The 20276-nt window shown below is 69.5% G+C and carries 16 protein-coding genes and 3 pseudogenes; 9 read left to right on the forward strand and 10 right to left on the reverse strand.

What is annotated here, in order from left to right; translation table 11 throughout:
* Positions 1–924: an SDR family NAD(P)-dependent oxidoreductase gene (locus O159_RS12670; protein ID WP_043993805.1), complete on the forward strand. Its 924-nt coding sequence runs from the start codon at positions 1–3 to the stop codon at positions 922–924.
* 16 nt (positions 925–940) lie between these two features.
* Here the strand turns inward: O159_RS12670 and O159_RS12675 are convergent, their stop codons facing one another.
* The 4 genes and pseudogenes from O159_RS12675 to O159_RS12690 all read right to left on the reverse strand — a co-directional run bounded on the left by O159_RS12675 (position 941) and on the right by O159_RS12690 (position 4745).
* The gene (locus O159_RS12675) at positions 941–1237 is read right to left on the reverse strand and encodes a hypothetical protein (RefSeq protein ID WP_021756176.1); all 297 of its coding nucleotides are present in this window, start codon (positions 1235–1237) and stop codon (positions 941–943) included.
* An 83-nt stretch (positions 1238–1320) separates the two neighbouring features.
* Positions 1321–2814, reverse strand: coding sequence for a glycosyltransferase family 2 protein (locus O159_RS12680; protein WP_021756177.1), 1494 nt, complete (start codon positions 2812–2814; stop codon positions 1321–1323).
* Positions 2815–2851: 37 nt separating this feature from the next.
* Positions 2852–3616: pseudogene (locus O159_RS12685) on the reverse strand (CE1759 family FMN reductase).
* The gene (locus O159_RS12690; protein ID WP_021756178.1) at positions 3549–4745 is read right to left on the reverse strand and encodes an LLM class flavin-dependent oxidoreductase; all 1197 of its coding nucleotides are present in this window, start codon (positions 4743–4745) and stop codon (positions 3549–3551) included. The pseudogene O159_RS12685 and the gene O159_RS12690 overlap by 68 nt, the downstream one beginning before the upstream one ends.
* A gap of 211 nt (positions 4746–4956) precedes the next feature.
* Here O159_RS12690 and O159_RS12695 point away from each other — a divergent pair, with 211 nt between their 5' ends.
* Positions 4957–7104, forward strand: coding sequence for a transglycosylase domain-containing protein (locus O159_RS12695; protein WP_021756179.1), 2148 nt, complete (start codon positions 4957–4959; stop codon positions 7102–7104).
* 89 nt (positions 7105–7193) lie between these two features.
* Positions 7194–8006: pseudogene (locus tag O159_RS14310) on the forward strand (DMT family transporter); the annotation flags it as partial.
* A 195-nt stretch (positions 8007–8201) separates the two neighbouring features.
* On the opposite strand, the gene purL reads toward O159_RS14310, so the two are convergent.
* From purL to O159_RS16955, 5 genes and pseudogenes are all read right to left on the reverse strand, one after another.
* Entirely contained in the window at positions 8202–10520 is a 2319-nt protein-coding gene (gene purL / locus O159_RS12700) for a phosphoribosylformylglycinamidine synthase subunit PurL (RefSeq protein WP_021756182.1), read from the reverse strand.
* A gap of 57 nt (positions 10521–10577) precedes the next feature.
* Positions 10578–11261 carry a hypothetical protein gene (locus O159_RS12705; RefSeq protein WP_021756183.1) on the reverse strand — a complete coding sequence of 228 codons (684 nt, stop codon included), beginning with the start codon at positions 11259–11261 and terminating at the stop codon, positions 10578–10580.
* Positions 11262–11387: 126 nt separating this feature from the next.
* The gene (locus O159_RS12710) at positions 11388–13013 is read right to left on the reverse strand and encodes an ABC transporter ATP-binding protein (RefSeq protein WP_021756184.1); all 1626 of its coding nucleotides are present in this window, start codon (positions 13011–13013) and stop codon (positions 11388–11390) included.
* On the reverse strand, positions 13010–13369 hold the full coding sequence (locus O159_RS12715) for an ABC transporter permease subunit (protein WP_269078395.1): 360 nt from the start codon (positions 13367–13369) through the stop codon (positions 13010–13012). The genes O159_RS12710 and O159_RS12715 overlap by 4 nt, the downstream gene beginning before the upstream one ends.
* A gap of 58 nt (positions 13370–13427) precedes the next feature.
* Positions 13428–13601 (reverse strand): annotated as a pseudogene (locus tag O159_RS16955) (isocitrate lyase/phosphoenolpyruvate mutase family protein); the annotation flags it as partial.
* Between the two features lie 348 nt (positions 13602–13949).
* Between O159_RS16955 and O159_RS16640 the strand changes: the two are divergent.
* Both O159_RS16640 and O159_RS16645 read left to right on the forward strand, forming a co-directional pair.
* A complete protein-coding gene (locus O159_RS16640) occupies positions 13950–14615 on the forward strand; it encodes an LssY C-terminal domain-containing protein (protein WP_330216826.1) in 666 nt (221 codons plus the stop codon).
* A gap of 66 nt (positions 14616–14681) precedes the next feature.
* Positions 14682–15128 carry a hypothetical protein gene (locus tag O159_RS16645; RefSeq protein ID WP_043993807.1) on the forward strand — a complete coding sequence of 149 codons (447 nt, stop codon included), beginning with the start codon at positions 14682–14684 and terminating at the stop codon, positions 15126–15128.
* Between the two features lie 223 nt (positions 15129–15351).
* Here O159_RS16645 and trhO read toward each other — a convergent pair whose 3' ends face one another.
* Positions 15352–16281 (reverse strand): oxygen-dependent tRNA uridine(34) hydroxylase TrhO, encoded by a 930-nt coding sequence (gene trhO / locus O159_RS12735; RefSeq protein WP_021756187.1) that lies wholly within the window; start codon positions 16279–16281, stop codon positions 15352–15354.
* Between the two features lie 81 nt (positions 16282–16362).
* Here trhO and O159_RS12740 point away from each other — a divergent pair, with 81 nt between their 5' ends.
* From O159_RS12740 to prpB, 4 genes are all read left to right on the forward strand, one after another.
* The gene (locus O159_RS12740) at positions 16363–17163 is read left to right on the forward strand and encodes a polyprenol monophosphomannose synthase (protein ID WP_021756188.1); all 801 of its coding nucleotides are present in this window, start codon (positions 16363–16365) and stop codon (positions 17161–17163) included.
* A 10-nt stretch (positions 17164–17173) separates the two neighbouring features.
* On the forward strand, positions 17174–17704 hold the full coding sequence (locus O159_RS12745) for a YbhB/YbcL family Raf kinase inhibitor-like protein (protein WP_021756189.1): 531 nt from the start codon (positions 17174–17176) through the stop codon (positions 17702–17704).
* Between the two features lie 82 nt (positions 17705–17786).
* Positions 17787–19358, forward strand: a complete 1572-nt coding sequence (locus O159_RS12750) for an MmgE/PrpD family protein (protein WP_021756190.1) — start codon at positions 17787–17789, stop codon at positions 19356–19358.
* Positions 19358–20257: a methylisocitrate lyase gene (prpB, locus tag O159_RS12755; protein WP_021756191.1), complete on the forward strand. Its 900-nt coding sequence runs from the start codon at positions 19358–19360 to the stop codon at positions 20255–20257. The genes O159_RS12750 and prpB overlap by 1 nt, the downstream gene beginning before the upstream one ends.
* The last annotated feature ends 19 nt before the right edge of the window (positions 20258–20276 follow it).

The raw sequence follows: 20276 nt of genomic DNA on the forward strand, positions 1-20276 counted from the left end.
GTGGTGTGGAACCCGGCCGAGCTCCCGGACGCGCACAGCCGGACCGTCGTCATCACCGGCGGCAACGCCGGAGTCGGGTACTTCACCGGCGAGCAGCTCGCCCGGGCGGGCGCGCACGTCGTGCTGGCCTGCCGCGACCCCGAGCGCGCCGAGGCGGCTGTGGCGGCAATCCGCCGCCGCGTCCGCGGGGCGCGTGTCGAGGCCGCTCCGCTCGATGTGACGGACCGCGACTCGGTGGACGCGTTCGCCGTCGCGCTGCTGGAGCGGCAACGGGTGGATGCGCTCGTGCTGAACGCCGGCATGGTCCATCCGCCGTCGGAGCGGGCGACCGACCGGTATGGCAACGAACTCGTGCTGTCCACCAATGTGATCGGGCATTTCCGCCTCGTGGCGCGTGCTCTGCCCGCGCTCGCCCGGGCGGACGGCGGCCGGGTCGTCAGCCTCGGCTCCCTGGCCACCCGCTTTGGACGCCTGCGCCTGGACGATATCCAGCTCGCCGGCACGTACACCCCCTGGCGCGCCTACTCCCGCTCCAAGATCGCCGCCGAGGCGTTCGGCTTCGAACTCGACCGCCGTCTGCGGGCCGCTGGCAGCGACATCGCCAGTCTGGTCGTGCATCCGGGCTACTCCACGTCGGGGCGCACCCCCGGCGTTCACGGCGTCAACCAGCCCGGCCGGGGGAAGCGCTTCGCCGACAACCTCCAGGCAGCGTGGACCCAGGGCAAGGACAGCGGGGCGTGGACGCCCGTCCGTGCTGTGCTCGACTCCGCCCTCGCCGGTGGCGACTACCTCGGTCCTGTGGCCCGCACCAAGGGCGTCCCGGCCCACGCGCGGCCCACGCGCGAGTCGCGCTCGCCCCGGACCGGCGCCCGGCTCTGGGCGTTTCTCGAATCCGCCGCCGCCCAGCCGTTCTCTCTCCTCTGAACGGCTGTCGTTTCCCTCACTCGTGGACGATGACGATGGAGAGGAGGCGTTGGCCGGTCGGGATGAGCGCGTGCAGAGCGTCCCGGGCGGCGGCGTAGTCCGCGCCGTCCGCGGTGAGTTCGGTGACGGCGCTCGCCCGGATGACAGCGGTCGCGATCACCCGCCCGCCGCGGGGCATGGCGCTGTGGATCTGCAGCAGCTCGTAGCCTTCGGGCAGCTGCTCCTCGACCAGTGACCGCGCGCTCTCGGAGTCGTCCGCCTCCGCTGTGAGCTCGCTCGTCTCGCTGCTCTGAATCAGACCACGCACCTTCATACCTCCACCCAGCCATCGCTTCCTCAGTTCTTCCGCCCGACACGCCGACAGAGGGCGGAAGAACTGAGGAAGCGATGGCGGGGTCAGGCGGTGGCTACGCGGCCCACTTTTTCGGTTTTGTCCCAGCGGGATTCGGCGCCGGCCAGCTCTTTCAGGTAGCTATCGAAGGTGATGGCGCACAGGAGCGATCCGTACCCCGCGATGTAGATGAGGGCGGGCGCGAGCCAGCGGCCGGCGCGCAGGCGTTCGGAGCGGCGGGCGAGCCAGGCGACGAGCATCGAGAACGGTATCCAAATGTAGATGGCGAGCGTCAGAGTGAACAGGGCCGAGCCCCCGAGCCGGACGCCGAACAGCCCGGGAAGCCAGGTCAGCATCATCGTCGGGAAGAGGGCGGTGAGCATCACGAGCATATTGACGATGCCGGGGAAGAGCATGACGTGGCCGACCTCTCTGCGTGTCGTCACCGCGTCCGTCTGCGATCCGAGGATGAGCACGAACAGGTAGGCGAGCGCCGCCGAGATCCACAGGATGCGGAAGACCGTCGTCGCGAAGCCGCTGTGCAGGAACAACAGCCCGGCGAGCCCGATCGACGAGATCACCATGATGAGCGGGAGCAGCCACAGGCTGAACCACACGATCCCGAACGTCCAGGCGCCGAGGTGGTGCTTGCGGGAGGGCCGGAACCACACTTTCGAGTACCGCGCCGTCACCGACACATTGCCGCGCGCCCAGCGCAGCCGTTGCTTCCACAGCGCGTCGATCGTGCGCGGCTCCTCGGCGAGCACATGCGCGTGCGGCTCGAACACGACCCTCTTGCCCTGCAACTGCGTCTCGAACGTGGTGATGGTGTCCTCGGCCAGCGTGCTGGTGTCCACCTGGCCGCCGATGGCCATGAGGTTCTCGCGGGAGTGCAGCTGCGCGCCGCCGGCGAGGCAGGCCTGAGCGCCGAGCACGTTCTGGGCGCGGCGGGCGGCCGGCTGCGAGAGGACGTACTCGGTGCTCACGAACTTGGTCAGGTAGTTGCGGTCGGCGCTGCCCTCGTGGATGTACGCGGAGACGGCGCCCACGTCCGGGTCGGCCAGGTGCCGGGTCATCTTGCGCAGCGAGTCCGGCTGGTAGATGACGTCGGCGTCCATGATGAGGAGCGCCTCCATCCAGTCGTCGGCGAGGATGCGCTCGATGCCGTGGTTGAGGGTGTGAGCCTTGCCCTGGCCGCCCTTCTCGCGGCGGAACAGGAAGACGTTGCCCGGGTAGCGCATCGCCCGCTCGCGCACCACAGCGGAGGTGTCGTCTGTGCTCGCGTCGTCCACCACATAGATGCGCAGCGCCTCTTTCGGGTAGTCGAGCGTCACGAGGCGGTCGATGGAGGCGCCGATCACCGCCCCCTCGTTCCACGCCGGGACCACGATCGCCACTCGGGGAAGGTAGGGCGCCGCTTTGCGGTAGTGGTTGATCCAGGCGTGCAGGGGGATCACGAAGAACGTCGACGCTGCGGCCACGACCGGTATCAGGCCGGTGAGCGCGAAGATGAGGCAGACCACCGTGCCGATCCACTGCAGCGCGCCGAGCACGTCCACGTCGCTCCCTCCCTGTGTCGACGCCCACACTATCGCTTCAGCCCGGCGGCGGCAGGGTCCCTCCCGCGGCGAGGCGCATCAGTTCGGATGACAGATCGATTCCCAACTCGGAGCCGCCGGCGGAGCCGAACTCGTGCCGATAGGGGTCCCACGAGGTGTCCTTGATGCGGGTTTCGACCCCGGACTCCATCAGCACGACCAGCTCGCGCGCCGCGCGGTCGATGCGCTGGCCGAGGGCGCTGTCTTGCCAGTCCTCGGTCGAAGCGAAGACGGAGGTGGGGGCGGTCATGGTGCGCATGTAGGCGAACATCGAGCGCAGCTCCCCGTCCACCGCGAGCGCGTGCCGGGCGGTCCCGGCCGTCGCGCCGAGGAGGAGCGGCTTGGCGATCAGGAGATCGTTGTCGAGCACCTGGAAGAACGAGCTGAACAGCCCGCTCATCCCGGCCTTTTAGATCGGCGTCGCCGCCACGATGCCGTCCGCCGAGGCGAGCGCTTCGACGGCCTTCCCGAACGTTGGTCCGAGGTGACCGGAGGCGAGCGCGCCGGAGAGCTCCGGCAGCAGTTCGCGCAAGTCCAGGCGCAGCGTCTCGACCGTGCGGCCGTCGCGCTGCACGTTCGCCTCCACGCGCAGGGCCAGCCGCTCGGCCAGCAGCTTCGTGGCGGAGGGATCGCTCACGCCCGCGTTCACGGCCACGAGCCGGAACGGGCGCTGCGGGGCGTTCGTCACGGGGTCTTCACTCCTCTGCGCCGGGGGTCGCAGCGCCGGGCTCTCGCTCGGCGCTGTCTTGGTAGGGCGCGCCACCGGTCAGGTTGTCGCCGCGGTTCGCGTTCGGCCGCGGCTGGCGCGGTGTCTCCTCGCCGTACTTCGCGCGCACGAGCGAGGCGTGGGTCGGCGCGTCGGGGGTTTGCGGGTCTTTGCGGGCCGCGGTCTCCTTGCGGAGCACCGGGACGACCTCTCCGCCCAGCAGGTCGAGCTGTTCGAGCACGGTCTTCAGCGGGAGGCCGGCGTGGTCCACCAGGAACAGTTGGCGCTGGTAGTCGCCCGCCCACTCGCGGAAGGTCAGCGTCTTGTCGATGACTTCCTGCGGGCTGCCGACGCTCAGCGGGGTCGCCTCGGTGAAATCCTCCATCGTCGGGCCGTTGCCGTAGACCGGCGCTTCGTCGAAGTAGGGACGGAACGCGTTCTTCGCGTCCTGCGAGTTCTTGGCGATGTACGCTTGCCCGCCGAGGCCCACGATCGCCTGCTTGGCGGTGCCGTGGCCATAGTGCTCGAAGCGCTCGCGGTAGAAGGCGATCAGGCGCTGGTAGTGCTCCTTCGGCCAGAAGATGTTGTTCGCGAAGAAGCCGTTGCCGTAGTAGGCGGCCTGTTCGGCGATCTCCGGGGTGCGGATGCTGCCGTGCCAGACGAACGGGGGCACGCCGTCGAGCGGTCGCGGGGTGGAGGTGAAGCCCTGCAGCGGGGTGCGGAAGCGGCCCTCCCAGTCCACGACATCCTCGTTCCACAGCCGGTGCAGGAGGTTGTAGCTCTCCAGCGCGAGTGGCAGGCTCTGGCGGATGTCCTGACCGAACCACGGGTAGACCGGGCCGGTGTTGCCGCGGCCGAGCATCAGATCCATGCGGCCCTTCGAGAGGTGCTGAAGCATCGCGTACTCCTCGGCGAGCCGCACCGGGTCGTTCGTGGTGATCAGCGTCGTGGAGGTCGTGACGATCAGGCGCTCGGTGAGGGCTGCGATGTGGGCGAGCAGGGTGGTGGGAGAGGAGGAGAAGAAGGGCGGGTTGTGGTGCTCTCCGATCGCGAAGACATCCAGCCCGACTTCCTCCGCGTGGGTCGCGATCGTCACGATCGCGTCGATGCGCTCCGCCTCGCTCGGCGTCTCGCCCGAGGTCGGGTCCCGGGTGATGTCGCTGACGGAGAAGATTCCGTACTGCATGCGCTGGCTCCTCAGAGTGTTCTCGGCAATTCTATGCAAATGCATACAACGGCATCGGCGACCGGGTATTCCCGGGGTGGGGTCCAGCAAAACATGTCACATTCCGTGTACTCCCAGGTTGCTTGGTCCAGAATGCCCTGACAGGGTTCGCAGAGGGAGGGTCTCGCGGATTGCGGTCGTCGTCCCCCTCACTCATTGGAGTTCCGCCGAGATGACCCACCTCTCGCGCCGCCGCCGCGCCGCTTCCGCGCTCGGCTTTCTCACTCTCAGCGCCGTGGCCGGCGTCATGGTCGTCGCGATGGTCGCGCCGGCCGTCGCCGTGAGCGGTATGGCCGCCGACAGCGGCCTCCAGCTTTTCGAGGGGCTGCCCGAGTACATCAAGCCGGACAAACTCGCGCAGACGACGGACATCTACGCGAAGGATGGGACGGGCGCCCCCGTTCTGCTCGCCGCGGTCTACGAGCAGAACCGTGAGGTCGTCGGCTCGGACCAGATCTCCCCGCAGGTGAAGGACGCCCTGATCGCGACCGAGGACCCGCGGTTCTACAGTCACGGCGGCGTCGATGTGAGAGCGGTTCTGCGCGCCGCCGCCGGGAACGCCCTGAGCGAGAACGTCGGATCGGGCGCGTCCACCATCTCTATGCAGTATGTCAAGAACATCCTTGTGCAGCGGGCGGAGGCCATTCCGGACAAGGCCAAGCGCGAAGCCGCCTACGACGACGCGACCAAGACGAGCATCGATCGCAAACTCAAGGAGATCCGGCTCGCGATCGGCCTGGAGAAGGCGTACACCAAGGATCAGATTCTGCTCGGCTATCTGAACATCGCGCCGTTCGGCGGCACGACGTACGGTATCCAATCGGCGGCGAAGTACTACTACGGCGTCACGGCGGCCGAGCTGACGCTGCCGCAGGCGGCCAGCCTGATCGCGTCGGTGAACGAGCCCAATGGGCTGCGCCTCGACCGCGAGGAGAACCTCGCGGACAACAAGAAGCGCCGGGACGGCGATGTGCTCGCCGCGATGCTCGAAGAGGGCAAGATCACGCAGGCACAGCACGACGAGGCCGTCGCCGCCCCCATCGAGCCGAAGATCACCCCGCTCGCCACTGGCTGCCACGCGGCGAACCCGCTGGGGGCCGGCTTCTTCTGCGACTACGTCGAACGTGTCATCCAGAACCGGAAGCTGCTCCAGGACGCTGCCGACCCGGAGCGGAGCACCCTCACCACCGGCGGCTACGACATCTACACGCCGCTCGATCTCGACCTCCAGCGCGCGGCGCTCGAGTCGATGAGCACGTACGTCCCGACGTCCGCCCCGGCCCTCGACCTCGGCGGTTCGCTCGTGACCATCGAGCCCGGCACCGGACGCGTCCTGGCGATGGTGCAGAACAAGGACTTCAACGCCGACCCGGACGACACCTCGCCGGAGAGCACGGCCGTCAACTTCGCCAGCGATTATGAGGACGGCGGTTCCAGCGGGTTCCCCGCCGGCTCGACGTACAAGGTGTTCACGCTCGCCGAGTGGCTCAAGACCGGGCACTCGATCGACGACACGGTCAACGGGAACGCGCGGGCACTCAGCCTCTCCACCTTCCGCGACAGCTGCCAGGGAACCCAGGGCGGAACCTATTCGCCCAGGAACGACAGCGGCCAGACGCCGGGGGACATGAGCGTGCGCGCGGCGACCGCCGGTTCGGTGAACGGGGCGTTCTTCTCGATGGCGCAGAAACTCGACCAGTGCGAGATCCGCAAGACGGCGGAGGCGTTCGGCGTCCGCCGTGCGGACGGGAAGCCGCTCACCTCCTACGTGTCGGACATCCTCGGAATCAACGAAGTGGCGCCCATCCGGATGGCCGCGGCCTTCGCGGGGATCGCGAACAAGGGCATCGTCTGCTCCCCCCTCGCGATCGACCGCATCGTGGACTCCGAGGGCAAGGACGTGCCGGTTCCGGGGCCGGAGTGCTCGGCGGCCGTCAGCCCCGAGGTCGCGGCCACGATGGCCTCGGCGCTGAGCGGTGTGATGAGCGGGACAGGCTCCGCGTCCAACCCGAGGGACGGTATCCCGGTGTTCGCCAAGACCGGCACCTCCGACGGAGAGCACCACACCTGGTTCGTCGGCTCCACCACGGAGCTCACGACGGCGGTGTGGGTCGGCAATGTCCAGGGCGAGGTCTCGCTGCGCCGGTCCACGGTCGGCGGCGTCCAAGGCGATCAGCTGAGACACCGGGTGTGGAAGACCTACATGACGGCCACCGACGCGAAGTACGGTGGAGCGGCGTTCCCGGCGTCGGTGGCCCAGCCGGTCCGCGTGACGACCCCCGCCCCGACGGCGTCTCCGAGCACACGACCCGAAGGGTGAAATCGCGGCATCGTGGCCGCAAGGCGCCGGACGACGCGAGCGGTTAGGGTAGTGTCGCGCGCGTGAGAGTCACTCTTCAGTTCATCGGCATGGGCCTTATCTGGGGCGCCAGCTTCCTGTTCATGAAGATCGGACTGGAAGGGGTCAGCTTCGGGCAGGTCGCCTGGGCCCGGCTGGTCTTCGGCGCGGTGACACTCGGCATCATCCTGCTCGTCACGCGCACCAGGCTCCCCCGCGAGCCGATCGTCTGGCTGCACTTCGTCGTCGTGGCGATCATGGGCTGCGCGCTTCCGTTCCTGCTCTTCGCCTGGGCGGAGCAGTACGTCTCCTCCAGCCTGGCGAGTATCTACAACGCGGTGACACCCATCACGACCGCCATCATGGCGACGGCGGCCTTCCGGGTCGAACGGCTCAGCCGCGACCAGGTCCTCGGGGTGATGGTCGGCGTGCTCGGTGTCGTCGTGGTCGTGGGGCCATGGCAGCTGTCGGCGCTCTCCGGCTCGCTCGGGGGACAGCTCGCCTGCCTCGGGGCGGTCACCTGTTACGGTGTCAGCTTCAGCTACTTGCGCCGCTTCATCTGCCACCGCGACATCCCGGCCACCGCGACGGCGTTCCTCAGCGTCGGCCTCGCCGCGGCGATCATGGTCGCGCTGACCCCGGTGATCGCCTGGCACCCCGTCCGGTTCAGCTGGCCGGTCCTGCTGAGCCTGCTCGCCCTGGGCGCTCTGGGGTCGGGTGTCGTCTACATCTGGAACATGAACGTGCTGCGCGCATGGGGGCCGACAGCGACCTCAGGCGTGACCTACGTGACGCCGGTCGTCGGCGTGGCGCTCGGCATCCTGGTGCTCGGGGAGCGCCTCAGCTGGAACGAACCGGCGGGCGCGCTGGTCGTGCTCTGCGGCATCCTGCTGACCCAGCAGCGGGTGCGGCTGTTGAGGCGGCGGCCGCCGGCAGCTGACCACCGTCCCGCCGGCCTCCCGCCGAAAACGGAGGAAATCCGAGCTCGGATCGACCCCGCAGTCCTCTCCTTCCCGGCGATCCGCCGGTTTTCGGGCGGATTCTCCTCCCTTTGCCACCGTGCGAACAGGCCGGTCGGTTCAGCCCACCACCGGTCCGAAGCGCTCCGGAAGCGTGGAGCGATGGACGCTGCGCAGCTCCTCCACGTCGATCGCGAAGAGGTCCTGGACCTCGAGCACCGGCTGCGTGCCGGCATCGCCGTCGGTGACGCCGATGCGGAGCGCGGGGACGCCGCGCCCGTCGCAGAGGCCACGGAACCTCACGTCGTCCTCGCGGGGAACGGAGACGATCACGCGCGCAGTCGACTCGCTGAAGAGCGCGCTCGCCGCGTCCACGCCGTCCCGCTCGGCGATGTCGCCCAGCCAGACGCGGGCGCCGACGCCGAAGCGCAGGACGCTCTCGGCGAGGGCCTGGGCGAGGCCGCCGTCGGCGAGGTCGTGGGCGGATGAGATGAGGCCCTGCTGCGACGCGGCGTGCAGGGTCTCGGCGAGCCTGCGCTCGGCGGCGAGGTCCACCGCGGGGGGTCGTCCGCCAAGGTGACCGTGGACCGTCGCCGCCCACGCGGAGCCGTCGAGCTCTTCGCGGGTGATGCCGAGGAGGTAGATGTTCTCGCCCTCGTCCTGCCAGCCGGCCGGGATGCGGCGCGCTACATCGTCGATCACGCCCAGCACGCCGACGACCGGGGTCGGGAAGACAGGGACATCGCCGGTCTGGTTGTAGAAGGAGACGTTGCCGCCGGTGACGGGGACACCCAGTTCCAGGCAGGCGTCCGAGAGTCCCTCGACGGCCTGCGAGAACTGCCACATGACCTCGGGGTTCTCAGGGCTGCCGAAGTTGAGGCAGTCGGTGACCGCGGCGGGCACGGCGCCGGAGGCGGCCACGTTGCGGTATGCCTCAGCGAGGGCGAGCTTGGCGCCCTCTTTCGGATCGAGCTGGCAGTAGCGGCCGTTGGCGTCGGTGGCGATGGCGAAGCCGAGGCCGCTCTCCTCGTCCACGCGGATCATGCCCGCATCGTCCGGGAAGGCGAGCGCGGTGTTGCCGCCGACGAAGTAGTCGTACTGGTCCGTGATCCAGGACTTGTCGGCCAGGTTGGCGCTGCCCAGCAGGGCGAGGGTCTGCTCGCGCAGCGCGTCGCCCGAGGCCGGCCGGGCGAGCGCCGAGGCCGAGTCGGCCCGCAGGGCGTCGATCCACGACGGGTAGGCGACGGGACGCTCGTAGACCGGTCCGTCGATCGCGACCGTGCGCGGGTCGACGTTGACGATCTCCTCGCCGTGCCAGTCGATGACCAGGCGGCCGGTGTCGGTCACCTCGCCGAGGACGCTGGTCTCCACATCCCACTTCGCCGTCACCGCGAGGAACTGGTCGAGAAGCTCGGGCTTGACGACCGCCATCATCCGCTCCTGGCTCTCCGACATGAGGATCTCCTCGGCGGTGAGGCTCGGATCGCGCAGCAGCACACTGTCCAGTTCGATGAACATCCCGCCGTCGCCGTTCGAGGCGAGTTCGCTGGTGGCGCAGGATATGCCGGCGGCGCCGAGGTCCTGGATGCCCTCGACCAGTTTGCCGCGGTACAGCTCCAGGCAGCACTCGATGAGCACCTTCTCGGCGAACGGGTCGCCCACCTGCACGGCCGGGCGCTTGGCCGGCCCTCCCTCGGAGAACGTGTCGGACGCCAGGATGCTCGCCCCGCCGATCCCGTCGCCGCCGGTCCGCGCGCCGAACAGCACGACCTTGTTGCCCACGCCGGAGGCGTTCGCAAGGTGCAGATCCTCGTGACGGAGCACACCGACCGACAGCGCGTTGACGAGCGGGTTGCCCTGGTACACCGGGTCGAAGTACGTCTCGCCGCCGATGTTCGGCAGGCCGAGGCAATTGCCATAGAACGAGATGCCGGAGACCACACCATGCACGACGCGCGCGGTGTCCGGCTCGTCGATCGCACCGAAGCGCAGCTGGTCCATCACCGCGACCGGACGCGCGCCCATCGAGATGATGTCGCGGACGATCCCGCCCACGCCGGTCGCCGCGCCCTGGAACGGCTCGATGTAGGAGGGGTGGTTGTGCGACTCCACCTTGAAGGTGACGGCCCAGCCTTCGCCGATATCCACGACGCCCGCGTTCTCGCCCATCCCGACCATGAGGTTCTTCTTCATCGCTGGCGTGACCTTCTGCCCGAACTGCCGCAGGTAGATCTTCGACGATTTGTAGGAGCAGTGCTCGGACCACATCACCGAGTACATCGCCAGCTCGCCGCTCGTGGGCCGGCGTCTGAGGATTTCGCGAATGCGCGCGTACTCGTCCGGTTTGAGGCCGAGCGCGGCGAACGGCTGCTCCCTCTCCGGCGTGGCGGCGGCGTTCGCGACCGTATCGACGACCTGGTGGGTGGTGGTGTCGGTCACTTCGGCGGCACTCCAGGATGCTTGTGACGGCGGGGGATGGGGCTCAGTCTACCGGGGTCAGGCGGGGCAGCGTTCGCTGGGCATCGTGCGCACCGAGACGTTCTCCAAGGGGACATTCGACTCGTTGGCGACTTGGATGCTCACGACACGATTCTCGAAGATCGCGAACACGATCCACCCTCCCCCACCGTCGGCGAGGCCGTAGTAGGTTGTCACATCGTTGTAGCTGCCCGTTCTCTCGATCTCGGGGTAGGCGCTGAGAAGTCGCTCCGCGGATGAGCCCACACCGATCCCTGCTTCGGTGGTCGGGCCACGGGGGACGTCTTGGCTCCAATCGCCGACGATGACCGCGGCGGTGTATGACGGGTCGGTCACCCCGCCGACGAGGAGAACCGAGAAGCCTTCGCTGTCGACAAGACTGAGCTGGCCCGGAACGCAGAGCTTGTCGGTATTGTCGGAGAAAGCGGCGAGCGTCTGCCGTTCCCGCTCCATGGACGAGCCGAGCGCTATCGGCCCGATCCCGTGGAATCCGATCGTCCAGGTCGTCGGGTCCGCGATGTCAGGAACGGCCACCGGTGGGTTCGTCGGTGTCGGTGTTGGTGTCGGCGACTCCATCGGCGCCGGCGCGACCGCCGGCCCCGGCTCGAAGATCCGCGTCCCCAATGCGAACGCGGCGCCACCGCCGGAGAGCGCCAGCGCAGCGATCACCAGCCCTACGATCAGCGCTACTCGCTTGCGCACCGGTCCCCGCTCCTTGTCCGCGCGCGCTTGCTCGTCCAGCCATCGGTTCCTCACTTGTTCAGGCGACACGCCGGGGCCGGGCCGGAACAAGTGAGGAATCGATGGCGGGGAGAGGGAGAGAGAGGGTCACTTGATTCGGGCGAAGGGGTCCGGGATGGCGGCCAGGAGCTCGCGGGTGTAGGGGTGCGTCGCGTTGTCGATCACCTGTGCGGCTGTCCCCTGTTCGCGCACCCGCCCGCCTTCGAGCACCGTCACGTCGTCCGCGAGCGCCCGCGCCGACAGGAGATCGTGTGTGATGTAAAGCATGGCGATGCCGCGGCCGGCGACCAGGCGGCGGAGGAGATCGAGGATCTCGGCGCGGATGGAGACATCCAGCATCGAAACCGGCTCGTCGGCGATGAGCACAGCCGGGTTCGCCGCGAGGGCGCGGGCGATCACGACCCGCTGGCGCTGGCCGCCCGAAAGCTGGTGGGGCAGCTTGTCGATGAAGCGCGCCGCGGGCGTGAGGCCGACCTGTTCGAGGAGGGCGGCGGCGCTCGCCGCCACCTCCGAGCGTGGGATGCCACCGTAGCTCCGCAACGGCCGCGACAGGATGTACTGCAAGGTGTTCGCGGGGTTCAGCGAGGCGAACGGGTCCTGGAAGACCAGCTGTGTCGTCGCGCGGTACTCGCGCAGGCGGCGTCCGCGCAGCGTCCCGACCGGGACGGAGGGGGAGCCGGGACGGGTGAGGGTGACCGTTCCGCCGGCGGGCCGCTCCATCCCGAGCAGGAGGCGCGCGATCGTGGACTTGCCCGAGCCGGACTGGCCGACCAGGGCGGAGATGGTGCCTTCGAGGAGGGTGAGCGAGATCTCGGCCAGGGCGGTGACGTGGCGGCGGCTGCGACCGCGGCCGACGCGGTAGGTCTTGCCGACCCCGCTCATGGTCAGCAGCGGCTCGGCGGCGCTCGCGGTGGCGGCCTTCGCCACCGCGCCGGAGGTCACGCGGTAGGCGTCGAGGAGTTTCGCTGCGTAGGGATGCCCGGCGCCGCCGGCCAGCAGGGCCGCGGGCGTCGACTGCTCCACGATCTCGCCGTCCAGCATGACGAGCACGCGGTCGCTCAGCTCCAGGACGGTGCCGATGTCGTGGCTGACGAACAGCACTGCGAAGCCCAGCTGCCCCTGAAGCTCGCGCAGCCGGTCCGGGATGCGGCGCTGCACGAGCACATCGAGCCCGGTGGTCGATTCGTCCAGCACGACCAGCTCGGGGCTGAGCGCCAGCGCGAGGGCGAGGGTGACGCGCTGCTTCATCCCGCCGGAGAGCTCGTGCGGGTAGGAGTCGAGCACGCTCTCCTCCAGGTCGACCATCCTGAGCAGCTCCGCGGCGCGGGCGCGGGAGGCCGGGACGCGATGGGCGCGGAAGGTGTCCCGGAACTGCGCCGCGATCGTCATGACCGGGTTGAGCGAGTTCATCGAGGACTGGAACACGGTCGAGAGCGAGACCCAGCGGATGCCGCGGAGCTCGTCGTCGCCGAGCCCATCGATGCGCCGGCCGTCGAAGACGACGCTCCCGCTCTCGATGGCGGCCGGTTTGCTGAGCAACTGCAGGATGGCGTTGCCGAGCGTCGACTTGCCGCATCCCGACTCGCCGACCAGGCCGACGAACTCGCCCTTCTCGATGGCGAACGAGACCGAGCGGACCGCGTGGTGCGGCGCGTGGTCGCGCGGACGGTAGACGACGGACAGATCGGTGACCTCGAGGAGTGCCACGGTCATCCCTCCCTCAGTTGGGGGTTGCTCAGCGTGTCGATGCCGAAATTGATGAGTGTGAAGCTCGTGATGAGCAGGGCGAGGGTGAGCCCCGGGGCGATCAGCCACGCGAGCTGCCCGGTGAGCAGGGCGCCGCCGACATTGGCTTGGTAGAGCATCGCGCCCCAGCTGACCGTCTGCGGATCGCCCAGCCCCAGGAACGCGAGCCCGGCCTCGCCGCCGATCGCGCCGAGGGCGGCGCCCATGAAGCCGACGACGATGAGCGAGGTCATATTGGGCATGATCTCCCGCAGGATGATGCGTGGCGTACGGTCTCCGGCCAGTTTCGCCGCAGCGACGTAGTCGCGGGTGCGCAGGGAGATGACCTGCGATACGCCCGACCATGTCGATCATCAGGTCGAGGGGGATGCGTTCGCCGTCGTCGTAGCCGAAGCTCGCAGCGATGGAGTGGCTGGCGGTCGCCAGCGCGCGGGTGCCGGGGAGGGCCGCGATGGCGCGTGCGCTGACCGCATCCCAGACATTCACGACTCGCAGCAGATCGGGGTCCTCATGGAGCCGGCGCAATTCGGCGCCGCGCTCGTGGATGGTCGTCATAGTGTCACCCTACGTCGACGGTCCCCGCGGCTCTAGGATGGCCGCATGACCGGAACCGGCGACCAGCTGCCGGCGCGGGACGCGCCGGAGACGGCGGCGCGCGTCCCGGCGAGCGGTTCGCACGACGTCCTCCACCCCGGCGCAGCTCTGTGCCTCTCGAGCGCTCCGAGCACCGGCGGCCTCCCGAACCCCCCAAGACCTGGTCTGCGAACGGCCGCCGTGTCTCGATCAACGCGGTCGTCGACTCCGCGTTCTTCGTCTTCGGCGGGCTGGCCGCGATCTGGCTGGCGTGGATCGTGCTCACCGAGAGCTTCGGGTGGGGCTTGCTCCTGTCTTCCGTTCTTCGTCTTGTTCTGGGTCGTCCTCGCCTACCTCGTGCTGCCGCGGCTGCATCGCATCCTGACCCGGATCTACGTTCCGGACTACTTCATCGGCCGGGCCCGCACCAGCGACGGGCTGCTCGGCGACCCGATCAACCTGGCGCTCCTCGGCACGGAAGCGCAGCTGGACGAGGCCATGACCGCGGCCGGATGGAACCGCGCGGACGAGGTGACAGCGGCCTCCAGCCGGCGGATCGTCGCCTCGACGATTCTTCGCCGCAGCTATGACGAGGCCCCCGTGAGCCCGCTCTTCCTGTTCGGGCATCAGCAGGACGTCGCTTACCAGCAGGAGGTTCTGGGCAACCCCGCCAAGCGTCACCACGTCCGCTTCTGGCGCTGCCCGGAGGGCTGGCTGCTCCCCGGCGGCCACCGCGTCGGCTGGCTCGCCGCCGGCACGTTCGATCGTGCTGTCGGCTTCTCGCTGTTCACGCTCCAGATCACTCACAAGATCGACGCGAACACGGACATCGAGCGCGACCATATCGTCTCCACCCTCACCGGGTCCGGGCTGGACGTGGAGGTGTCGGTCATCCGCGACTTCTCCACCGGCTACCACTCGCGGAACGGCGGCGGGGACAGCATCGAGACGGATGGCGATCTCCCGATCGTCGACCTCACCGGTGTGAGCGTCTAACCCGCCTCGACCGCAAGAGCCCGGAACGCGGACGCCCGCCGGGCCGCTCTGGCCGCGCGGCGACCCGTGCCGACCACACTCGGCTTCCTCCTGATGCTCCTCCGAGTGCTCGCCGGTGCGCTGACCGCCCTCGACTGGCCCGCCTTCGTCCACTCCCGGCTCGCCACAGCCGGCCCGTCGCTGACCGCTGCCGAGCAGTCCCAGGCGGAATCGGCCATCGCCGTCGCCGCGGGGGTCTTCGCGGGCGGGCTCGTCTTCTACTCCGTCCTCGCCCTGCTCGTCTTCGCCGGCAGCAACTGGGCGCGCATCGCCTCCATGTCGTACAGCGCGCTGCTGATCGTCGTCGCTGCAATCGACTTCTTCAACGGCGGGGCGCAAACGACCCTCCGAGCGAACATCCTGGGTCTCCCGCTCGACATCCTGGTGGTTCTGGCCCTCTCCTCCCAGGGCGCCCGCCTGTGGGCGAGACGCCCGCGCCCGGGCCGTCGCCGCGAGCGCCGCCTGGACGGCTGACGGCCGACGGACCACGAGACGACGAACGAGCCAGCGGACACCGGCACACCCTCCAGGCCGCATCGTCGTCACGGCTGTCGGCGCTGTCGTCCTCTCGCGGCCGGTCTGATCATGCGATACATGCGCCACCTCCACGATCGCCCCTTCGCATACCTCGACACCGAAGCCGAGGCTGATCCGTTCATAAGCCGGCAGCCTCCGCAGGGAACGGGGTCTGCTGCGCTCAGCCGGCTGCCGCCGCCCTCTCACCTGTCGCCGCATGCGCCGCCGCCGCATGCTCCGGACAAGCCAAGGCCCCGCATCCCTCGCAGACCACCAGCTGCTCCCGGCAGGCCGCCTCCACGCAGTTCCGCATCCGGCTGCTCGCCTCCCCGCACCCGGCGCAGCGCCCGATCACAGCAGCCGAGGGGGAGAACGTCACCGAGCCGCGCCCGTCGAACACGTACAGCGACCCCTCCCACAGCCCCGAGTCCCCGAAGCGCTCGCCGTAGCGCACCACCCCGCCGTCGAGCTGGTAGACCTCCTGGAACCCGCGCGAGCGCATCAGCCCGCTCAGGACCTCGCAGCGGACACCGCCGGTGCAGTACGTCACGATCGGCCTGCCCTTCAGATGATCGTATTTGCCGCTGTCCAGTTCGGCGACGAACTCGCGCGTCGTCGCCACAGCCGGGACCACCGCGTCCCGGAACCGTCCGATCTCCGCCTCGAAGCGGTTGCGCCCGTCGAAGAACACAACATCGTCCCGGGCCTCGACCAGGGCATGCACGCCGTTCGGATCGAGCCGCGCGCCGCCACCGAGGACTCCCGACGCGTCGACGACCAGCTCGTCCGGCGCTCCGAACGACACGATCTCGTCGAGTACGCGAACGGAGAGCCGGGGGAAGTCCAGGCTTCCGCCCTCGGCGTCCAGCCCGGACCCCTCGCTCCACTTCGCGTCCAACCCGGTGAAAGCCGCATAGTCTTTCGTCTTCCGCAGGTAGCGCTTCAGGGAGCCGAGCTCACCGCCGAGCGTGCCATTCAGCCCGTCCTTGGAGAGGAGGATGCGCCCGCGCAGACCGAGGGACTCGCACAAGTCGCGCTGCCACAGCCGGACGGCCTCGGGATCGGGCAGCGGGGCGAAGACATAGAAGAGGAGGACTTTCGCGACGGGCACCGGATGATGCTAGCCGCGAAAACTTCGAGTACCGTCAGATTCGTTCGTCTGCCGTTCATCAGAGGGGAGGATGGTCGCACTATGCGTTCCATCGTCATCATTCCGACCTACAACGAGCGGGAGAACATCGGCCCCGTCGTCGGCCGGCTTCGCGCGTCCGTTCCGGACGCCGACGTCCTGATCGTCGACGACGGCTCACCGGACGGAACGGGCGACCTGGCCGACGCGCTCGCCGCGACCGACGCGAACGTCAATGTGCTGCACCGCGCGGGGAAGTCCGGTCTGGGCGCCGCTTACCGTGCCGGGATGACCTGGGCGCTCGACGCGGGCTATGACGCGATCGTGGAGATGGACGCCGACGGCTCGCACCAGCCCGAGCAGCTGCCCCGCCTCCTGGCCGCCCTCCGCCGCCCGCCGGGCGAGGCGCCCGGTCCCGGCGCGGCGAGCGCCGACCTCGTCTTGGGCTCCCGCTGGGTCCCCGGCGGGAGTGTGGTCAATTGGCCTGCGCACCGTCGCCTTCTCTCGCGGGGCGGCAGCGCCTACTCGCGCATCGCGCTCGGCGTCCCCGTGCGGGACATCACCGGCGGCTATCGCGCTTTCACCGCTGACGCGCTGCGCAGCGTCCACCTGGACGACGTGGAGAGTCAGGGCTACTGCTTCCAGATCGACATGCTCCGCCGCGCCCACGCCGCCGGTCTCACCGTCACGGAGGTGCCGATCACCTTCGTGGAGCGGGAGCACGGCGCCTCGAAGATGACCGGCGGCATCGTCGCCGAGGCGATGCTCCGGGTCACAGCATGGGGCATCGCGGGCCTGCCCGGGCGATTCCGCCGCCGGACCGTGGCACCCGCCGAGGTGACCGAGGCGGCTCCGCAGGCGTAGCGTGTGGCCTATGCCGAACGATCCTCTTCAGCGCTTCCGCTCCGTCCCGCACTTCACCCTCACGAGCGACGACATCGCCGACGACCGGCCGCTCTCCCGCGAGCAGTGGGGCGCGGGCGGCGGTGGCGGCGACCGCTCGCCGCAGTTGTCCTGGAGCGGATTCCCGGCGGAGACGAAGAGTTTCGCCGTCACCATCCACGATCCGGACGCACCTACAGGCTCCGGCTTCTGGCACTGGGCCGTGTACAACATCCCCGCCTCTGTCACCGCGCTCGCGGCGAACGCGGGGGCCGAGGGCGGCGCGGGGCTGCCCCGGGGCGCGGCGATGCTCTCCAACGAGCTGCGCTCGAAGAGCTTCACCGGCGCGGGTCCGCCACCCGGCACCGGGACGCACCGCTACTTCGTGACCGTGCATGCCCTGGATGTGGACCGTCTCGACCTCGATCCGGAGTCGACTCCCGCTCTCCTCGGCCTCACCGCCGCCTTCCACGTCCTCGCGCGCGCCCTCCTCGTCCCGACCGCGACCGCCGGCGACATCTGACCCGTTCGGCCCGGCGAGCGGCCGAGCCCGGGAAGAGCGGCCGGGAGCCATCCGAGGAGCGCAGGGGAGGTAGGTTCGTTACGTGAAGCTCCACAACGTCCGTGTGTACAGAAGCGACGAAGACCTCCCCCGTCAGGACCAGCTCGCGTGGAAGATCGCCCAGGTCGCCGCCGACCCGGTGGAGGTGGATGCCGCCGTCGCCGACATGGTCATCAACCGTGTCATCGACAACGCCGCTGTCGCCGCGGCCTCCCTCACCCGCCGCCCGGTCGTCTCGGCCCGGTCGCAGGCGCTCGCGCACCCGCTTCCCTCCGCCGAGCTCGAGGAAATCACGCGGAGCGCCGGCCGCCCTCAGGACGGTTCGACCGTCTTCGGCGAGCGAGCCGCCGCCCGGGTGAGCCCCGAGTGGGCCGCCTGGGCCAACGGCGTCGCCGTCCGCGAGCTCGACTACCACGACACCTTCCTGGCCGCCGAGTACTCGCACCCCGGCGACAACATCCCGCCCGTCACCGCGGTCGCTCAGCATGCCGCGCGCGCGTTCGGGCTCACCGGTCGCGACCTCGTGCGCGGGATCGCGACCGGGTATGAGATCCAGATCGACCTCGCCCGCGCGATCAGCCTGCACAAGCACAAGATCGACCATGTCGCCCACCTCGGCCCCTCCGCCGCCGCCGGAATCGGGACGCTGCTGCACCTGCCTCCCGAGGCGATCTTCCAGGCCGTCGGCCAGGCGCTCCACACCACCACGGCCACCCGGCAGTCCCGCAAAGGGGAGATCTCCAGCTGGAAGGCTCACGCCCCCGCCTTCGCCGGGAAGATTGCTGTGGAGGCGATCGACCGGGCGATGCGCGGCGAGACCAGTCCCACCCCGATCTACGAGGGCGAGGACGGCGTGATCGCTTGGCTGCTGGACGGGCCCGATGCGAGCTACGGCGTTCCGCTGCCCGAGCCGGGCGAGGCGAAGCGCGCCATCCTCGACTCCTACACGAAGGAGCGCTCGGCGGAGTACCAGGCTCAGGCGTGGATCGACCTGGCCAGGAAGCTACACCGCGAGCATCCCGAGGTCGCGGACCCCGCGCGTGTGGAGAGCATCCTCCTCCGAACCTCGCACCACACGCACTACGTCATCGGCTCGGGGGCGAACGACCCGCAGAAGTACGACCCGGCGGCCTCCCGCGAGACGCTCGACCACAGCATCCCGTACATCTTCGCGGTCGCACTTCAAGACGGCGGGTGGCACCACGTCGAGTCCTACCTCCCGGAGCGAGCCGCCCGTCCGGACACGGTCGCGCTCTGGGGCAAGATCGCCACCGCCGAAGACCCGGAGTGGACGCGGCGCTACCACTCCACCGACCCCGCGGAGAAGGCGTTCGGCGGCCGGGTGGAGATCCGTCTCGCCGACGGCCGTGTCGTCGCCGACGAGATCGCCGTCGCGGACGCGCATCCGCTGGGCGCCCGCCCGTTCGCTCGCGCCGACTACGTCGCCAAGTTCCGCTCGCTGGCCGCCGGGGTGCTCGACCAGACCGAGATCGAGCGCTTCCTCGCCCTCGCCGAGCGCCTCCCGGACCTCTCCGCCGCCGATCTCGGGGGACTCACCATCACCGCGCGGCCCGGCCTGCTCGCCGGCATCCCCGTTCCGAAAGGGCTCTTCTGATGCTCTACTCCTCTGTGCCGGCGCACGAAAAGCGCGCGGCCTTCCGCGCCCGCCTCGCCTCGGGCCAACTGGTGAGGATGCCCGGGGCTTTCACCCCGCTCAGCGCGCGCCTCATCGAACGCAAAGGCTTCGAGGGCGTCTACCTTTCCGGAGCCGTCCTCTCCGCCGACCTGGGCCTCCCCGACATCGGCCTCACGACTCTCACCGAGGTCGCCGCCCGCTCCGCCCAGACCGCCCGGATGACCAGCCTCCCGGCCCTCGTGGACGCCGACACCGGCTTCGGCGAGCCGATGAACGTCGCCCGCACGGTCCAGACCCTCGAGGACGCCGGTGTCGCCGGCCTTCACATCGAAGACCAGGTCAATCCCAAGCGCTGCGGCCACCTCGACGGCAAGCAGGTCGTCGACGAGGGCACCGCCCTCAAGCGCATCCGCGCCGCCGTCGACGCCCGCCGCGACCCGAACCTGCTGATCATGGCCCGCACCGACATCCGCGCCGTCGAGGGGCTGGATGCCGCGATCGACCGCGCCAAGGCCCTGGTGGATGCCGGGGCCGACGCGATCTTCCCCGAGGCGATGGCCGATCTCTCCGAGTTCGCGGCCGTCCGTGCGGCCGTCGACGTCCCGATCCTCGCCAACATGACCGAGTTCGGCAAGAGCGAGCTCTTCACCATGGACCAGCTGCGCGACATCGGTGTGAACATCGTCATCTGGCCGGTCTCGCTCCTCCGCCTCGCGATGGGCGCCGCCGAGCGCGGCCTCGACCAGTTGCTCACCGGCGGCACCCTCGAGCCCACGCTCGGGGAGATGCAGCATCGCGCCGAGCTGTACGACCTGATTGACTACGAGGGCTACAATGCGTTCGATTCCTCTGTCTTCACCTTCGTGGTGAGGCGCTGACGCGCCGCGCCACCAGCAG

The sequence above is a fragment of the Leifsonia xyli subsp. cynodontis DSM 46306 genome, from assembly GCF_000470775.1.
Lineage (GTDB): Bacteria > Actinomycetota > Actinomycetes > Actinomycetales > Microbacteriaceae > Leifsonia > Leifsonia cynodontis.